The sequence below is a fragment of the Enterobacter cloacae complex sp. HYC042_NIDB genome (genome assembly GCF_056673315.1).
The window spans coordinates 2,940,029-2,957,862 of sequence record NZ_CP109650.1 but is presented as its reverse complement, the minus strand read 5'-3'; the positions used below and the strand labels follow the sequence as shown (position 1 = coordinate 2,957,862).

The window sequence follows — 17,834 nt, the reverse complement described above, 5'->3', positions numbered from 1 at the left end:
AGTCAAATTTCATCCCCTTATCTCCATCATCAAAATATCGCTACGGAAAAGCATATGAAAATGCGCGTACTGTTTTCACTTCTGTTTGTAATGGCGGTGGCGGGCTGTAAAGCGCCACAGAAACCGGCAATCACCGACGACACGATCGTGACCAGCCAGGTCAACGGTGTCACCCTGACCCACCGTCATGCCGTGGTGCCGCCAACGGAATTCACCCAACTCAACGAGCCTTATCGTGCCATGTACCCGGCCTCCCTGATGAGCCGTCCTGATTTTGGCGGAAAGGTTATCCGTACGCTGGAAACCGGAAAAACCTATGTAGTGCTGGGGCAGGTTGAACACTACTGGATGGCGCTCGCCGATGAGGGGAACGACCAGCTGATTGGCTACGTCCCGATGCGTGCCGTTATCAAAGCCGACCAGTACGAAGCCACCGTCCGAAAACAGGCCATTCGTCCTAAGGTGCGTAAAAAAGCGACCTGCGTCGATGTGGATGGCAACAGCAAAGCCTGCAAAGACAGCGCTAACGGTACCTGGATCCTGAACTAAACGGCTTTCGTGGGCGTATTTTTATGAATAATAAAAAGTTTCATCGGCTGTGGTTAGTCTTTTACGCGGCGATTTTCGCCCTTGTCAGTGGTTGTACGTCGTCTTCACACAGCGACCCTTCCCGCTACAATCTGCAGTTTCAGGCTCATCCACAAATCAATGATTCTGCGCCACTTAAAGTCCGGGTGCTGTTGTTGAAATCCGATGCGGATTTCATGTCCAGCGACTTCTATTCCCTGCAGAACAACGCGTCAGCAACGCTTGGCGCGAATCTGCTGAACAGCGACGTTTTCTTCCTGATGCCGGGACAGCTGTCCAAAACCCTCAGCGGTCAGAGCGATCCTGAGGCACGTTATATCGGCGTGATGGCGGAATATCAGAAGCTGGACGGTAAAAAATGGCGCGTTTCACTCCCGCTGCCTGTGCCAGGCGAAAATCATATCTACCAGTTCTGGAAATGGTCCGCGGATGAACTCCAGGCCAACGTTTTTCTCGACGTAAACGGCATTCGGGTCATCAGCCAGTAACGCGCTTCACAACAGGAAACACATCATCATGACCAAAGCAGAAAAGGTCGTCTGGACCGAAGGCATGTTCCTGCGTCCACACCATTTTCAGCGGACTGAAAGTTATCTGCTCAACCATGTTCGTGAGTGGGGTGCGCTGCAGCGTTCCTATCTCTGGGGCTTTCTCGACGTAGAACTGGACGAAGCGATGCTTCGCCAGGGCTGCATTGCCCTGAGCTACTGCAGCGGGTTACTGCCGGACGGCACCTTTTTCCAGGTCCGCAACGGACGCAATGGTCCCGCGCCGCTAAAAATTCCTGACAATCTCACCAACGAAAAGGTGGTGCTCGCGCTGCCGGTTCGTCGTGGCGAGCGGGAAGAGGTGATTTTCAGCGAAGAGCCCGCCTCGCTGGCCCGCTTCGTCGCGTTTGAGCAGGAGGTGGAGGACGATAACGCCATGTCGGTGGGGGATGCCACCGTCCAGTTTGGCCGCCTGCGCCTGACGCTGATGCTGGAAAAAGACCTCACGGCAGAATGGACATCCATCGGCGTGGCGTTTGTGACTGAAAAACGCAACGACAACCACGTGCGGCTGGATAACAGCTACATCCCGCCGATGCTGAACGCCAATAACAGCCCGCAGATCTACAGCATGATCAACGATCTGCACGGTTTGCTGGTGCAGCGCAGCCAGCAGATTGGCGGCCGCCTGCGTCAGCCTGGCCGCTTTAACACCTCTGAACTGATTGAATTTACGCTGCTTTCGCTCGTGAACCGTCATCTGGGCGAGGTTTCACATTTAAAAACGCTGCCGCTGCTGCACCCGGAAACGCTCTGGCGCAGCTGGCTGCCGTTTGCCACCGAGCTCACGACCTGGACGTCGCAGCGCACCACCGAGGGCGTGCTGCCGATCTACGATCACGACGATCTGGCGAACTGCTTCAGCAAGCTGATGCTGATGCTGCGCCAGGGGCTGTCGCTGGTGATGGAAGACCACGCCATTCAGCTGCCGCTTAACGAGCGCTCGCATGGCCTGAACATCGCCACTGTTCCTGAAACCAGCATGGTGCGCGAATTTGGCTTCGTGCTGGCGGTGAAAGCCAACGTGCCGGGCGAACACCTGCAAACCCACTTCCCGGCGCAGATGAAAATTGCCCCGGTCTCGAAAATTCGCGATCTGGTTCAGCTGCAGCTGCCGGGCATTATGCTGCGCGCCATGCCGGTCGCGCCGCCGCAGATCCCGTGGCATGCCGGCTACAGCTACTTCGAGCTGGAGAAGGGCAGCGAGCTGTGGCACGAGATGGATAAGTCCGGCGCATTCGCCCTGCACCTTGCAGGGGAGTTCCCGGGGCTGGATATGGAGTTTTGGGCCATCCGTAGCCCGACAGAATAATAAAGCGAGCGCTTAATATGCAGGAACGACAGGATAGCGGCAGTGATGCCGCGTTTACCGGAGCCAGTAGCAACAATCAGCTGGTGGCGGCCGCCAATCCGCTGCTCAACGCGATTCCGCAGATCCGTCATTCGGTATCACATGACGATCAGGTGGCGTTACGCCAGCGCCTGATCGATGAGATTCGCCGTTTTGAAGTCCGCTGTCAGCAGGCGGGGCTGCCCTACGAAGTGATCGTCGGGGCGCGCTACTGCCTGTGCACGGCGCTCGACGAGGCCGCCGCGCTGACTCCCTGGGGCAGCAGCGGCGTCTGGTCCAGCAATGGCCTGCTGGTGACGTTCCATAACGAAACCTGGGGCGGCGAAAAGTTCTTCCAGCTGCTGGCGCGCCTGTCGCAGAACCCGCGCGAGCATATCCTGCTGCTGGAGATGATCAACTACTGCCTGCTGCTCGGCTTCGAGGGGCGCTATCGGGTGCTGGACAATGGCCGCACCCAGCTTGAAACCATCAAGCAGCGGCTGTGGCAAATGATCCGCGGCGTGCGCGGCAGCTATCCGCCGCCGCTTTCTCCCCATCCGGAAGATCGTCCGGTGCTGCGCAAGCTCTGGCGGCCGATGGTTCCCCTGTGGGCCTGCGTGGCGCTGGCCGGGTTTATCGCCTGCCTGTTTTACATCGTGCTTAACTGGCGCCTTGGCGACAACACCAACCCGGTGCTGGCGAAGATTTATCAGTCCCAGCTGCCGGAAACCACCATCCAGCAGCCGGCGCGTCAGCTGCCCGCGGTGCTTAACCTGCGCGGCTTCCTGAAGCCTGAAATTGAGGCGGGCCTGGTGGCGGTAAAAGACCAGGCAGATCGCAGCGTCGTGATCCTGAAGGGCGACGGGCTGTTTGCCTCCGCCTCGACCGTCGTGCGCGACCGCTATGAACCGGTCATCAACCGCATTGCGCAGGCGATGAACAACGTCAGCGGCAAAATTCTGGTGGTGGGCTACAGCGATAACGTGCCGATCCGCAGTGCGCGCTTTGCCTCTAACTACGAGCTCTCACTGGAACGCGCGCGCTCCGTACAGAAAATGCTGCAGGGAAGCCTCTCTCAGCCTGGCCGCGTGAAGGCGGAAGGGCGGGGCGAGATTAACCCGGTGGCGCCGAACACGACGCCGGAAAACCGCGCCCGTAACCGCCGTGTGGAAATTACTCTGCTGGTGTCGCCTGAAAACACCCAGGCCGAGCTGAACGGATTGCCGCAAGGAAACTAAGGATGCTGACTACACTTCTTTCCATTCTGACCAACCGCATTCTGTGGAGCTTCCTCGGCGTAACGGCGCTGGCGGCGGTGATCTGGATGATTGGCCCGCTGTTGTCCATCGTGGACACCCGACCGCTCGAATCCGAACAGAACCGCATCATCAGTATCGCCGTGGTCTACCTGCTGTGGGCGCAGGGCCATATTCTGCCGCGCCTTTATAACGCCTGGCTGAACCGCAAGCTGATGGACAAGCTCAACGAGAACACCACCAGCCCGGAGGCGGCGGATCCGCAGCAGCGCCTGAACAGTGAGGAGCAGATCCTCGCCAGCCGTTTTGATGAAGCCGCGCAGATGCTTAAAAAAGCGCACTTCAGCAAAGCGGGCCAGGGCGCTCAGTGGACCCAGCGCTTCAGCACACAATATCTCTATCAGCTGCCGTGGTACGTCATTATCGGCGCGCCGGGCTCCGGTAAAACTACGGCGCTGGTGAACTCCGGGCTGCAGTTCCCGCTGGCCGACCGTTTTGGTAAGACCGCGCTGCGCGGTATTGGCGGCACGCGCAACTGCGACTGGTGGTTCACCAACGAGGCCGTGCTGCTGGACACCGCGGGTCGCTATACCACCCAGGAGAGCGAGCAGGCGCAGGATGCCGGTGAGTGGCTGCAGTTCATGGGGCTACTGCGCAAGTACCGTCGCCGCCAGCCGATCAACGGCGTCATCGTCACGATCAGCATTTCGGACCTGCTGACCCAGTCTGCCGAGGCGTCCCGCCAGCAGGCGGTGAACCTGCGCCAGCGCCTGTCTGAGCTGCATGAACAGCTGGGTATCCGCTTCCCGGTGTACGTGATGGTGACCAAGGCCGACCTTCTCAAAGGCTTCCGCGCCTGGTTTGCCGACTACGATAAAGCACAGCGCGACCAGATCTGGGGCTTCACGCTGCCGTGGGAGCAGACCAAACACGCCGATTACGACCTGATGGGCAACTTCCAGCAGGAATTTTCGCTGCTGCAGCAGCGCCTCGATGCCGGGCTGCCGGAAACCATGCTCAAGGAGCATGACGCGAAAACCCGCGCCGAAGCGTATCTCTTCCCGCAGGAGTTCGCTGCGCTACGTCCGCTGCTGGCGGACTACCTGAGCACGGTCTTCGCCCGCTCCAACTTCGAAACTGAGTTCTCCCCGCGCGGGATCTACTTCGCCAGCGGGACGCAGGAAGGCATGCCGTTTGACCGCGTAATGGGCGAACTGAACCGCGCGCTCTCCCTGCCGGAAGGGGCAGAGCGCGATAACTGGGATTCGGTCAGTAAAGAAGCCCCAATCCCGGGCGCGAAGGGCCAGAGTTTCTTCATCAAGAACCTGCTGCAAAACGTTATTTTCCAGGAAGCCGGGATCGCCGGGGAAAACCGCTGGTGGGAACTGCGCAACCGGGCGGTGATCTGGTCCGGCTACGCGGCGCTGCTGGCCCTGCTGGCGATCCTCGGCGGGCTGTGGCTGACCAGCTATGCTAAAAACAAGGCCTATCTGGAAGAGGTGGATGCGAAGGTGCCGCTGCTGGACCAGCAGAGCAAAGCGTTGCAGAACCAGCCGCAGCGTGACCTGTTCGATCTGCTGCCATTGCTGAATGGCCTGGTGGACCTGCCGAAAAGCGACGCGTTTGATGTCAACGATCCGCCAGTCTCCCGCCGCATGGGGCTTTACCGTGGGGATGACGTCAGCGATGCTTCGCAGTCCCTGTACCAGAAGGCGCTGGATCAGCTGCTGTTGCCCGCCGTTGCTATGCACATCACCACCTGGCTGCGCAACGACAACGGCAGCGACGTGGAGTACAGCTATGAGGCGCTGAAAGCTTATCAGATGCTCTATCAGCCGAAGCACTACGACGGAAAATTCCTGCACTCCTGGGTGATGCTCAACCTGCAGCGCAACCTGCCGCAAAACGTCACGAAGGCGCAGCTGCAGCAGCTCGAATGGCACCTCACCCAGCTGCTGGAGCCGAAAATTCAGGCCTCGCCGTACGCGCAGGACGAATCCCTGGTGGCGCGTGAAAGAGCGCTGATCAACCAGCAGCCGCTTTCAACCCGCGTCTACGGTCGCCTGAAGCGCCTGCTGGAACATGACGACAACCTCAAACCGGTCTCCCTTTCCGACCTGGGCGGGCCACAGAGCGAGCTGGTGTTTTCACGCAAAAGCGGTAAGCCGGTGAGCGAAGGGGTGCCGGGTCTTTATACGCCGGACGGTTACTGGAAAAGCTTTAACAGCCAGATTGACAGCGTAACGACCGCCCTGCATGAAGACGACGCCTGGGTGCTGGGCGCCGCGACCGCGCAGGAAGATAAACAGCAGATCGATAACGCCGTACGTCAGCTCTACATGCGCGACTTTATCGCGAACTGGGATCGCTTTCTCGCCGACATCCAGCTTAACAACAGCGCCGATCTCTCCCAGCGCATCAACACTGCGCGCCTGCTCTCTGGCGCAAACTCGCCCCTGCGCCGTCTGGTGCAGAACCTGAGCCAGGTGCTGACGCTCTCCCGGGATACCCCGGCACCGGAAGATGCCGATAAAGCGCAGGCGCAGAGCAACCGCGCCACCCGCACGCTGGAAGCGCTGTTCAGCAATAATGACAATGCCCCGACGCAGGCCGCCGCGATTACTCAGGCGCCGGAGCAGCTGGTGACGGACCACTACGCGCCGATGATTGAGCTGGCCCAGCCGCTGGAAAAGGGTGGCAAGACCATCGTCTTTGATGATTTTCTTAAGCAGGTGGATGAGCTTTATCGTTACCTGACCGCCGTGCAGGATGCGGCCAACAGCGGCATGCCGGCGCCGGGCGGCGAGGCGATCAGCCGTCTGCAGGCCAGCGCCGGTCGACTGCCGGGCGGATTGCAAACCATGTTCAGCAACATGGCGGTGGGGGCCAGCAGCGATACCCAGCGCCGCGATCTGGAAAACGTGCGTAAGCGGATCAACGTTGAAGTCGGCGGTTTCTGCCGTCAGGCGATCGCCGGTCGCTACCCGCTGGTGCGCAGCGCCAGCACTGAGGTCACTCCGGACGATCTCGCCCGCATGTTCGCGCCGGGCACCGGGCTGATGGATACCTTCTTTCGCGACAACCTGACCAGCAAAGTGGATACGACGCAGGCAAACTGGCGCTTTATGCCGGGTATCGACGGTAAAACCCTGCCGGGCAGCGAAGGGCTGCTGAGGCCGTTCCAGCAGGCCCAGTCGATTCGCGACGCGTTCTTTGCTAACGGCGCAACCACGCCATCTTTCAAGGTGACGGTTCGCACCGTGCGAATGGATAACACCATTCTGAACCTGACGCTGGATGTCGACGGTCAGCTGCTGCGTTACAGCCACGGTCCGCAGGCGGTGCAGATCATGAACTGGCCGGGGCCGGGCGGCACCAACCAGGTCCGTATGCAGCTGGGTCTGGCTAACGGCAGCACCGCGACGCTTGTGACCAACGGCTCCTGGGCGCTCAACCGCTTTTTTGACAAAGCGAGCACCAGCCCGGGCGCGGGAAGCCTGAGCCGTCAGGCCACCTTCAACGTCGACGGACATCAGGTCACGCTGGAGTTTGCGCCGAACAGCATCCGCAACCCGTTCCAGCTTCCCCGTTTTTCATGCCCATAACCGCAAGGACAGCCGTATGACGAATACCCCTGCGATGAACCGCTACAGCTGGTATGGCAAATTACCCAGCGCCGGAGATTTCCTGCAGCGTCGCTTTCCTGACACCTTACAGCGCCAGTGGTCTCACTGGTTTCAGGTTGGCCTGCTGGCCTGGCAGCAGGAAGAGCAGCGCAGCGGCGAGCGCCAGTTCACCAAAGCTCCGGTCTGGAATTTCGTCGTCCCGCCGATGCTGGGCAGCCAGATGATCCAGATGGGCTGCCTGCTGCCCGGCCGCGACAGCGTTGGCCGACAGTACCCGGTCTGCATTCAGCTGAGCTTCGCCCCGTCAGAGTGGTCGACCAGCCTGCTCAGCCAGGCGGAGAGCTGGTATCAGCAAATTGGTCGTCTGGGGCTGCACGCGGTGCGTAACAGCTTTTCCGCCTCGCAGCTGGATGAGATGCTGATGTCCATTCCGGCGCCGCAGCCCGTCGAGCCGCAGAAGCGCTCTGACATCCTCGACGTCATTGGCTACGACGAGGACGGCCAAAGCACGCTGGGCTGGCCGCAGGCGGCAGAGTGCTTTGACCCGCTGCGTCAGACCAGCTACTGGTGGACCAACCGCTGCGACGGTTACCCGCTGTACACCCACGTTCACAGCGGCAACTTCACCGGCCAGCTTTTTACCCTGCTGTTCGACCCGGCAGGGGGCGCCCGCCCGGGGCGTCACGGTCTCTATCCGCCTATGTTTGAATAAGCAGGGATCTCATGAATATCGAAGAATTTCTCGCGCCAATAAGTCCCGACAAGCCCTGTGGCGACAATCTGGAATATGACGCTGACTTCCAGGCAATGAATCAGGCCAGTCAGGGCAAAGCGGAACAGCAGTTTGGCGACACCATCATCCCGGCAGAGCCTGCGGACTGGAACACGGTAGAAAAATTCGCTACCAGCCTGCTGAGCCGCACCAAAGATCTTCGCGTGATGCTGGCGTTAACCCACGCCTGGACCCGCCGTCGCGGTCTTGCGGGCTACGCCGACGGACTGTTGCTGGTGCAGGAAGCTATCGCGCGCTACTGGGAGCCGCTCTATCCGCTGCTGGAAGAGTATGGCGAAACCGACCCGTTCTATCGAATTAACGCTCTGGCAGGGCTGAGCGATAAATCCGAGCTCACCGTCGCGGTACGTAACGCCTCGCTGCTGCGTTCAAACGGCGATGAAATTTCGCTGCGTGACGCCCAGGCGCTGCTGGACGGCAGTAAAACCGAGTGTCCGGACTATCCGGGCGGTCGCCCGAGGCTGATTGACGAACTGGCCCGCGGCGACCAGCCGGGAACCGCAGCGGTCATTGTGATTAACGAACGGCTGCTGACCATCCGCGAGCTGCTTACCGGGCATCTCGGTGAAAGCGGCGTACCGGAAATGGAACAGCTGCTGAAAACCGTGGGGCTGGTCGCCAGCGCCTGTCAGGTGACCGACATCAGCAAGCTGCTGCCGAACCGTGAAGCGCAGGCTGAACAGCACGCTGAGCCGCAGCCTGCGGCAGCGCAGCCCGTTCAGCCGGTCACCGACTGGCGCAGCGTGCAGGTTACCAGCCGCGCCGACGCGCAGCTAATGCTGGAAAAAGCGAAGCAGTATTTCGCGCAGTACGAACCGAGCCACCCCGCGCCGCTGATGATTGAACGGGTGCAGCGGCTGTCAGAACTTAACTTTATGGACATTATTCGCGACCTGGCGCCAGACGGCGTTAACCAACTGGAAAACATCTTTGGACGCCGCGAATGACGCGTCCTGGCATTATGACGACAGGCATGGAGTCTGCCGTTTCACCTTCACCGCGCATCTTTGATGGAGAACATCATGGCAATGAGTAACAGTGGACAGAAATTCATCGCACGCAACCGTGCTCCCCGCGTGCAGATCGAATACGACGTAGAGATCTACGGTGCAGAACGCAAAATTCAGCTGCCGTTTGTGATGGGCGTTATGGCCGATCTGGTTGGCAAGCCGGTGGAAAACCTGCCAGCCGTCGACGAGCGTAAATTCCTGGAAATCGACATCGATAACTTCGATGAACGCATGAAGGCGCTGAAGCCGCGCGTGGCGTTCCAGGTAGATAACACCCTGACCGGCGAAGGTAAGCTCAACGTCGATCTGACCTTCGACAGCATGGACGACTTCCTGCCGGACGCGGTGGCCCGCAAAGTTGAGCCGCTGAACAAGCTGCTGGAGGCGCGCACGCAGCTCTCTAACCTGCTGACCTACATGGACGGCAAAAACGGTGCGGAAGAGCTGATCGCAAAAATTCTCCAGGATCCGACGCTGCTCAAATCCCTGAGCCAGTTGCCAAAAAATGACGAAAGTGCGAAAGGTAGCGAGGAATAATCGATGAGCAACCAGACTCAACAACACGATCAGCAGGCGGGTCAGGCGTTCAGCCAGGATGAGTTCAGCGCGCTGCTGAACAAAGAGTTCCGCCCGAAAACCGATCAGGCGCGTTCCGCTGTGGAGAGTGCGGTCAAGACCCTGGCGCAGCAGGCGCTGGAAAATACCGTCACCTTCTCGAACGACACCTACCGCACCATTCAGAACCTGATTGCCGGTATCGACGAGCAGCTCTCGCAGCAGGTGAACCAGATTATTCACCACGAAGAGTTTCAGAAGCTGGAGAGCGCCTGGCGCGGCCTGAGCTACCTGGTCAACAATACCGAAACTGACGAGATGCTGAAGATCCGCTTTATGAGCATCTCCAAGCAGGAGCTGGGCCGCACCCTGAAGCGCTACAAGGGCGTGGGCTGGGACCAGAGCCCGATCTTCAAGAAAATCTACGAGCAGGAGTACGGTCAGTTCGGCGGCGAGCCGTTTGGCTGCATCGTCGGCGACTATTACTTCGACCACAGCCCGCAGGACGTTGAGCTGCTGGGGGAAATGGCGCGCATCGGCTCTGCGGCGCACTGTCCGTTCATTACCGGTACCGCGCCGGGCGTGATGCAGATGGAGTCCTGGCAGGAGCTGGCCAACCCGCGCGATCTGACCAAGATCTTCCAGAACACCGAATACGCCGCCTGGCGTTCACTGCGTGAATCCGAAGACGCCCGCTATCTGGGGCTGGTGATGCCGCGCTTCCTGTCGCGTCTGCCGTACGGCATTCGCACCAACCCGGTGGACAGCTTCGATTTTGAAGAGCAGACCGACGGCGCGAACCACAACAGCTACTCGTGGGCGAACGCGGCCTATGCGATGGCCGCCAACATCAACCGTTCCTTCAAAGAGTACGGCTGGTGCACCTCGATTCGCGGCGTGGAGTCCGGCGGGGCGGTGGAAAACCTGCCGTGCCACACCTTCCCGAGCGATGACGGCGGCGTGGACATGAAGTGCCCAACAGAGATCGCCATCAGCGATCGTCGCGAAGCCGAGCTGGCAAAAAACGGCTTTATGCCGCTGGTACACCGTAAAAACTCCGACTTTGCCGCCTTCATCGGCGCGCAGTCTCTGCAAAAACCGGCGGAGTATCACGATCCGGATGCCACCGCCAACGCGCGCCTGGCGTCTCGTCTGCCGTACCTGTTCGCCTGCTGCCGCTTTGCCCACTACCTGAAGTGCATCGTGCGCGACAAAATCGGCTCCTTCCGCGAGCGCGAAGAGATGGAGCGCTGGCTGAACGACTGGGTGATGAACTACGTCGACGGTGACCCGGCTAACTCGTCCCAGGAGACCAAGTCCCGCAAACCGCTGGCGGCTGCGGAAGTGCAGGTGCAGGAAATCGAAGACAACCCGGGCTACTACGCCGCGAAGTTCTTCCTGCGTCCACACTACCAGCTGGAAGGTCTGACCGTTTCTCTGCGTCTGGTTTCTAAACTGCCGTCGCTGAAGACGAAAGACGCGTAAGAGCAACATCTTGCACGGGCCGGCAAGAAAGACGGCTGGAACGGTAATAATGACTTCACATTCATTCCGTTATTTCGGAGGAATGTAAGACTGTCAAATGACACGGGTCATTTGATATGAGGCAGAGGTAAAATATGGACGGTTTTATTCAGCCCCATGCTTTCCTGTTTGCCATATAAGTGCTTTTTCGAAAGCAATATTGTTCATCCACGAAGAGTAGATATTATGGCTATTGATATGTTTCTGAAGGTCGAGGGTGTTACGGGCGAATCTAAAGATTCTAACCACACCGGCTGGACTGATATTACCTCCTTCTCCTGGGGCGCTTCCCAGCCAGGTAATATGAGCGTTGGCGGTGGCGGCGGTGCCGGTAAAGTTAACTTTAACGACCTGCACGTTAACGCGCTGATCGACAAATCCACCACCGCTATCCTGAAACACTGCGCCAGCGGTAAACACCTGACTAAGGTTGAGCTGTCCGTCTGTAAAGCGGGCGGTCAGCAGGTGGAATACTCCCGCATTACGCTGGAGGATGTGCTGGTGACTTCCGTTCAGTACACCGGTGCAGACAACGGCGACACCGTGGGTGTGACCTATGCATTCCAGGCTGCGAAAGTGAAACAGCAGTACTGGGAGCAGACCACGTCGGGTGGTAAAGGTGCTGAAAGCAGCGCTGGCTGGAATATCAAAGAAAACAAAGAAGCATAATAATAGTGGGCCCGAAAGGGCTCACTTTACCCTGAGCTTCTTATCAAGGAGAAACGAGATGTCTCATATGCGTCCTGCTTTTGGTGCCGCCTGGAACAGATTCAGAGAAGTGAACGTAAACGTAGAACAGGTTGGCAAATTATTGGGTGGAAAAGTTCAGCATAATATCGACGCCGGTATTTTTAAAAATGCCTGCCCAATTCGTATGAGTTACGTTTTAAATTACTGTGGCATTCCGATTCCTTCTAACAGTAAATATGCGACAGTGACCGGGAACGACAAAAAGCGCTATATGTTCCGCGTTAAAGATATGATTGCATTTCTACCCACGGTACTGGGCAATGCAGATATGTCGGTCTCTTCCCCAACGCCTGCGCAATTTGCAGGCAAGCAAGGCATCATCATTTTTACCGGGCACGGCTGGAGCGACGCAACCGGTCATGTCACACTCTGGAATGGAAATATTTGCTCTGATGATTGCCATTTCCTCGGCTCACCGGGTAATGGTTCGTTTATTCCGACCAACGCCACCTTCTGGAGCCTGAAATGAAACGTTTATTACTGCTGGTATTGGCTATCAATGCCTCTGCTGTTTATGCCCAAAATCTGCCTGCCGTCAGCGCTTTTTCTCAGCAACAAATCTTTGAAAATTGGGTGCAAAACCGTTGCATCAGTAAGATCGCGGACAGTAAAAGTCTGAAAGATGATGCAGAGGCCAGCGCGGCCGCCTGGCTGGAAGCAAGCAATCTCCCTGCTGAAAATTTTGAAAAAGCTGACCAGATCATTGTTTCTTCTCTGAAAGAGAAGATAGGCGGTACTGAACCGGGTCAATATCAGGTTTTAAAGTGCAGCTTAATCGCCAACAGCGACGCGATTCGTCCGCTCAAAACCGCAAAATAGAAGCAATGGAAGCGGCCCCAAACGCCGCCGTTCTCGTCCCGAGAGCGGCAGCGTTTGAGCGCTAATCATACCAGCAGGAATACGCCATGCGATTCACGATTATTTCTACGAAACCCGGTCATCAGCCGCCGCAAAGCAGCTGTGATTTTTACGCCCCGGGCGGCACCATTGGGCGCGGTACGGATAACAATCTGGTATTGCCGGACAATGACCGCACCATCTCGCGTCTGCAGGCCATTGTCCACGTTGACGCTCAGGGAGAATGCCGTGTCACCAACCGTGGCAGCGTCACCCGCGTGGTATTAAACGATATTCCGCTGGAGCGCGGGCGTCAGGTTGAACTGCAGGATGGCGACATTCTCGGTATTGATGACTACCGTATCGAAGTGACCGAACTGATCCACGACACACAGCCGGTGAGCCGTATGGCGGCCAGCATGCAGCAGCAGTCACGTCCGACAGCAGCACCCGCTGCGCCCGCAGCGCAAACGAAGCCTGCTAACCCCGCGCCACGCGGTAAGGCGGAACCGACCGCCGTGCCTTCCGAAATCTGGGACAGCCTGATGCAGGAGTTCTCCATCTCCGACAGCATCTCCAGCAACCGCGCAAAGCCGCAGCCTGCGGCCTCACAGGATCCCTTCTCCCAGCCCGCCGCGCCGGAGCGTAATGCCGAAGATCCGTTGGCGATGTTCAACGACAGCGATCCAACGCTTGAGCGCAAGAACGTCGACCCGGACACGCTGTTCAGCGACGAAGCGCTGTTCAAAAAAGAGAGCATTTTTGACGACGTGACGCCTTCCACGCTGGTGCCGCCGGTTGAGGGGCAACCCGCCCCTAAAGAAGACGCGGCGGACGAGCTTGACCCGCTGGCGCTGTTCGGTGGAAAGGCCAGCGCGCCAGCCGCGCGCAATGATGACCCGCTCGGGCTGATGGGCGGAGCACCGTTAACCCACCCGGATGATATTGCAGACGAAAAGCCAGCACCAACGCCTGAACCGGAGCAGGAAGAGGACGTGCTTGCCGATTCTCCGCTGTTCGCCCCAGAGCCGCAGGAAACGCCACGTGAAGAAGAACCGGCGCGGCCGGATTACGCAGGCTTCACCATGCCTACGCCGCAGGCCGTTGCGCGCAGCAGCGCTCAGGCACCGAAGGGGCGCCTGCGCATCGACCCGGTCAATAACGCGGCATCCCCAACCGCCAGCCCGAATAATGGCGAGAAGGGTGAAGTGCTGCAGGGCGAGCTGCTGCAGGCGCTGCTTGAAGGTATGGGCCTGAGCGAAATGCAGCCTGTTCCGCAGTTTGACCGGGAAAATATGCGTCAGTTGGGGCAGATTCTCGGCATGTTCTCGCAGGGCACCGTGGCGCTGCTCTCGTCGCGCTCCATCCTGAAACGCGGCGTAAAAGCCGATATGACCATGGTGCTGGACGATGCCAACAACCCGTTCAAGCTGTTGCCGACCGGGAAAACCGTCTTAATTCAGATGTTCGGCACCCCGATGCCGGGCTTTATGCCGCCGACCAAATCGGTGCGCGATGCGCTGATCGACCTGCAGGCGCACCAACTGGGGATGATCTCCGGTATCCGTGCCATCATCGCCGCGATGCTGCAGTCCTTTAACCCGGAACAGCTGGAGGAGCAGGCGAAGCAAAACGGCATGACCTCGCGTCTGGCGCTGCCGGGCAGCCGCAAAGCCGCCCTGTGGGACTATTTTGTTCGTAGCTATGGCGAGACGGCGGGCGAGATTGAGGATGACTTCCACACCCTGTTCGGCGAAGCCTTCCTTCATGCGTATGACATGGAGGTGAATCAGTACAAAGACTCACAGAGCGGATCGGAAGACAAATGAATATCGCAACCGCTTCTCTCTCCCGCCAGGGGACGCGCGCCAGCAACCAGGATCAGACGGGAGAAACCATAGGGGAACGCTCGGCCTGCTTTGTCGTCTGCGACGGCATCGCGGGTCTGCCCGGTGGTGAAGTCGCCGCGGAACTGGCCCGTAACAGCATTATCTCCCGCTTCGATGGCGACAAGCACCTCAACGCGCAGCATATCCGCGACTACGTGCAGACGGCGAATCGCACCATTCTGAGCGAACAGCAGGCCGTTCAGGACTATCGCCGGATGGGCACGACGCTGGTCAGCCTGTTCATTGACCGGGACTACGGGCTGGCGTACTGGGCGCATGCCGGCGACAGCCGCCTGTACCTGTTTCGCCGGGGGTGGCTGTGGCACGTCACCACGGACCACAGTCTGGTGCAGCAGATGAAAGATGCCGGGCATCAGACGGACGATCTCAACAGCAACCTGCTTTATCTGGCGCTGGGAATTGAAAACGGCGGACCGGAAGCGAGCTACAGCGACGTGGTGCAGGTTGAAGACGGCGATGCCTTTTTACTCTGCACCGACGGGTTCTGGCACGGCGTCAGCGAAGAGCAAATGAAGCAGTCGCTGCACATGGTCAATACGCCGCAGGAGTGGCTGACCTTAATGAACCAAATCATTCAAAAGAATGGCGAGCAGGAGGGGAATGCGCAGGATAACTATACCGCCCTGGCGGTATGGATGGGCAACCCTCAGGACACCACTTTGCTGCACACCCTCTCTGATGCAGCACAATTTCTTCCCTGCGGAACTGATTAGACACACAAGGAACGATATGAAACTTTGGCTATCGGGTTTGGCACTTCTGGCGGCGACCTCCACCGCGCAGGCTGAAAATTTCCGCATCGTGCAGTCTCCTGCGCAGAAGCTGGATATCTGGATCGACAACATCAAAGACAACACCCCGCAGAGCTGGTGTAAGCCAGAAGTGGCGCTGCGCATTGTGGCGAACGGCAAGAAAGACGTCTCCGTGCTGGAAAACTTTGTGCCGCGTCTTGGCTCGCTGCTGGAACACCAGTGCAGCAAAGTGAATAAACTCAGCTGGACGCTCAACGATCCCGAGGGAACGACGCTGGCGCAGGGCACGGCAGCTAAAGCGCAGGACTGGGCGCTGGTGGTGAAACAGCAGCAGGCCGCGCCTGCCGAGACTGTCACCGCAACCCCAGCCAGCGGCGCGTTACTGCCACCCGATCAGAACGTGGCTTCCCGCACCGTTGCCGCGGACCGCACGCCGTGGCAGGAGTTTACCCTGCAGGATGGCTGCCACCTGCGCACCTTCTGGGAGGGCGGCGCGTCCGCTCCGGCGCTCTTTATTCCGGATTCTGACACCACCCGCTGCGGTAACGGCAGCTGGCTGAGCGGTCACACCGTTATCTCTCAGTCCCGCAACGGCGGGCAGAGAGAGATGGCAGTGACCTACATTCACGGCTTCCCGGTGATGGGGCTGAATCAGAGCGCCGATCCGGAAAACGCGCTGATCACCTCCGTCAATAAAGAGCGCATGGTATTCAGCACGCCAGACAGCGATCAGAGCTGGATGATCCTGCCTTACGACAGCACCCTGAACAGCTGGAAGAGCAACGGCACGGTAGCGGTAGAAATTTCCCGCGAGACCGCCAGCGACGATGCAAAACTGCAGGCGCGTATTGCGGCGGTGAAGAAAACCTGGAACGCCTGGGTTGCCCCAGGCACCCCGCTGAATATCGTTCTGATTGATACCCTGCGTCCTCAGCTGCGCGATCCGGCAGTAGGCGCCTGGCGCGCGGCGAATTAAGGAATGGCTATGAATACGCTCTATCAACACCTTGCGGGTGAAACGCTCAACGACGCGCTGGCGCGTCTTGAAGCGGAGATCAAAGCCCGCCCGGCAGATGCAGACCTCCGCGCCGCGTTCGTGCAGTTTTTAATCCTCAGCGGCAACGGGACGCGCGCGCTGACCCAGCTGAAAAGCTGGCTGGCGCTGAAGCCTCAGGCGAAACCCACCGTCACGCTGCTGGAGCAGTCCATTCAGGGCGAGCTGCAGCGTGCACAGGTGATGGCGGGGCAGGCGCGTCCGGCTATGCCTGAAACTCAGTGGCCGTGGCTGACCACCCTGGCCGCGGCGCTCCGCGAGGAGGGCGAGCGTGCCCGGTCGCTGCGCCTGGAAGCGCTTGACCAGGCGCAGGCCACTCCCGGCCACATCACCCTCGAAAACGATGAGGCTCAGCCGTTTGACTGGCTGATGGACGGCGATGCCCGTCTCGGCCCGGTGTGCGAAACCATCGTGAACGGCCGCTATTTCTGGCTGCCGTTTAACGCAATCGCCGAGATCCGTTTCCAGGCGCCTGCCAGCGTGACCGATCTGGTCTGGCGTCACGCGCTGGTGCGCCTGACCGACGGTACGGAGCAGGTATGTCAGATCCCGGCGCGTTACCCGTTTGCTGCCGATGCGTCGGATGCGATCAAACTGGGCCGCACTACCGAGTGGCAGCCGCTCGACGAGGACGGCACCCTCTACGAAGGGATGGGCCAGAAAGCCTGGCTCAGTGAGCAAAGCGAAAGCCCGTTGCTGTCGTTAAGCCTCGTGTCGTTTGCGACGGATGGAGCCGATGAGTAATCCCGCTGGCGAAGGCGATCTGCTGCGCAGCGGCTGGCAAGCCCGCAGCAGGCAGGAGAAGGTGGGGGCGCGTGACAAAATGCAGCCCTCGCTGCTCGATCGCCTCACCGATAACGATCCGGAAAAAAAACGCGAGCCGGCCAACAGCAACCTGATCACCCACGCAGCGCTGCGTCGTAACGTGCTGCGGGATCTGCAGTGGCTGTTTAACACCATCAACCACGATGCCTCCGGGGATTTGAGCGCCTTGCCGCACGTGAGCCGCTCGGTGGTTAACTTTGGCGTCGCGCCGCTCGCCGGGAAGAGAATGTCGGATATCGAATGGCACGATATTCAGCGCAAGCTCACCGAGGCCATCATCAATTTTGAACCGCGCATTTTGCCGCAGGGGCTGCAGGTCCGCTGCGTGTCGGATACCTCCTCGCTGGATCTGCACAACGTGCTCTCCATCGAGATTAAAGGGCGCTTATGGTGTGTGCCGTACCCGCTGGAGTTTCTGTTTCGCACCGATGTCGATCTGGAAAACGGCCATTTTGAACTGAAAGATGCGGGGTAAT

The 17,834-nt window shown here is 59.1% G+C and carries 17 protein-coding genes; all 17 read left to right on the top strand.

Annotated features, from left to right (window positions below):
* Positions 1-54: 54 nt before the first annotated feature.
* Entirely contained in the window at positions 55-549 is a 495-nt protein-coding gene (locus OKF39_RS14205) for a hypothetical protein (RefSeq protein WP_028013496.1), read from the top strand.
* Between the two features lie 23 nt (positions 550-572).
* Positions 573-1,076, top strand: a complete 504-nt coding sequence (gene tssJ, locus OKF39_RS14200; RefSeq protein WP_028013495.1) for a type VI secretion system lipoprotein TssJ — start codon at positions 573-575, stop codon at positions 1,074-1,076.
* Positions 1,077-1,104: 28 nt separating this feature from the next.
* On the top strand, positions 1,105-2,448 hold the full coding sequence (tssK, locus tag OKF39_RS14195; protein WP_479983075.1) for a type VI secretion system baseplate subunit TssK: 1,344 nt from the start codon (positions 1,105-1,107) through the stop codon (positions 2,446-2,448).
* A 17-nt stretch (positions 2,449-2,465) separates the two neighbouring features.
* Entirely contained in the window at positions 2,466-3,704 is a 1,239-nt protein-coding gene (locus OKF39_RS14190) for a DotU family type VI secretion system protein (protein ID WP_028013493.1), read from the top strand.
* Positions 3,705-3,706: 2 nt separating this feature from the next.
* A complete protein-coding gene (gene tssM / locus OKF39_RS14185; protein ID WP_047367788.1) occupies positions 3,707-7,327 on the top strand; it encodes a type VI secretion system membrane subunit TssM in 3,621 nt (1,206 codons plus the stop codon).
* 16 nt (positions 7,328-7,343) lie between these two features.
* A complete protein-coding gene (tagF, locus tag OKF39_RS14180; RefSeq protein WP_028013492.1) occupies positions 7,344-8,060 on the top strand; it encodes a type VI secretion system-associated protein TagF in 717 nt (238 codons plus the stop codon).
* A gap of 11 nt (positions 8,061-8,071) precedes the next feature.
* Positions 8,072-9,088, top strand: coding sequence for a type VI secretion system protein TssA (gene tssA, locus OKF39_RS14175; protein ID WP_479983074.1), 1,017 nt, complete (start codon positions 8,072-8,074; stop codon positions 9,086-9,088).
* Positions 9,089-9,163: 75 nt separating this feature from the next.
* A complete protein-coding gene (gene tssB / locus OKF39_RS14170; RefSeq protein WP_008502644.1) occupies positions 9,164-9,688 on the top strand; it encodes a type VI secretion system contractile sheath small subunit in 525 nt (174 codons plus the stop codon).
* A gap of 3 nt (positions 9,689-9,691) precedes the next feature.
* Positions 9,692-11,191, top strand: a complete 1,500-nt coding sequence (gene tssC, locus OKF39_RS14165) for a type VI secretion system contractile sheath large subunit (protein WP_006810956.1) — start codon at positions 9,692-9,694, stop codon at positions 11,189-11,191.
* 225 nt (positions 11,192-11,416) lie between these two features.
* Positions 11,417-11,899 (top strand): Hcp family type VI secretion system effector, encoded by a 483-nt coding sequence (locus OKF39_RS14160; protein ID WP_008502640.1) that lies wholly within the window; start codon positions 11,417-11,419, stop codon positions 11,897-11,899.
* A gap of 58 nt (positions 11,900-11,957) precedes the next feature.
* On the top strand, positions 11,958-12,449 hold the full coding sequence (locus OKF39_RS14155) for a type VI secretion system amidase effector protein Tae4 (protein WP_023330611.1): 492 nt from the start codon (positions 11,958-11,960) through the stop codon (positions 12,447-12,449).
* Complete coding sequence (locus OKF39_RS14150) at positions 12,446-12,799, top strand: T6SS amidase immunity protein Tai4 family protein (protein WP_048960690.1); 354 nt, start codon at positions 12,446-12,448, stop codon at positions 12,797-12,799. The genes OKF39_RS14155 and OKF39_RS14150 overlap by 4 nt, the downstream gene beginning before the upstream one ends.
* 86 nt (positions 12,800-12,885) lie before the next feature.
* Positions 12,886-14,646, top strand: a complete 1,761-nt coding sequence (gene tagH, locus OKF39_RS14145) for a type VI secretion system-associated FHA domain protein TagH (RefSeq protein ID WP_182034817.1) — start codon at positions 12,886-12,888, stop codon at positions 14,644-14,646.
* Positions 14,643-15,440, top strand: coding sequence for a PP2C family protein-serine/threonine phosphatase (locus tag OKF39_RS14140; protein WP_023336024.1), 798 nt, complete (start codon positions 14,643-14,645; stop codon positions 15,438-15,440). Before tagH ends, OKF39_RS14140 begins: the two co-directional genes overlap by 4 nt.
* 16 nt (positions 15,441-15,456) lie before the next feature.
* On the top strand, positions 15,457-16,455 hold the full coding sequence (locus OKF39_RS14135; RefSeq protein ID WP_479983073.1) for a hypothetical protein: 999 nt from the start codon (positions 15,457-15,459) through the stop codon (positions 16,453-16,455).
* Between the two features lie 9 nt (positions 16,456-16,464).
* Entirely contained in the window at positions 16,465-17,277 is an 813-nt protein-coding gene (locus OKF39_RS14130; RefSeq protein WP_047367782.1) for a type VI secretion system accessory protein TagJ, read from the top strand.
* Positions 17,270-17,833, top strand: coding sequence for a type VI secretion system baseplate subunit TssE (gene tssE, locus OKF39_RS14125; RefSeq protein ID WP_028013485.1), 564 nt, complete (start codon positions 17,270-17,272; stop codon positions 17,831-17,833). Before OKF39_RS14130 ends, tssE begins: the two co-directional genes overlap by 8 nt.
* The last annotated feature ends 1 nt before the right edge of the window (position 17,834 follow it).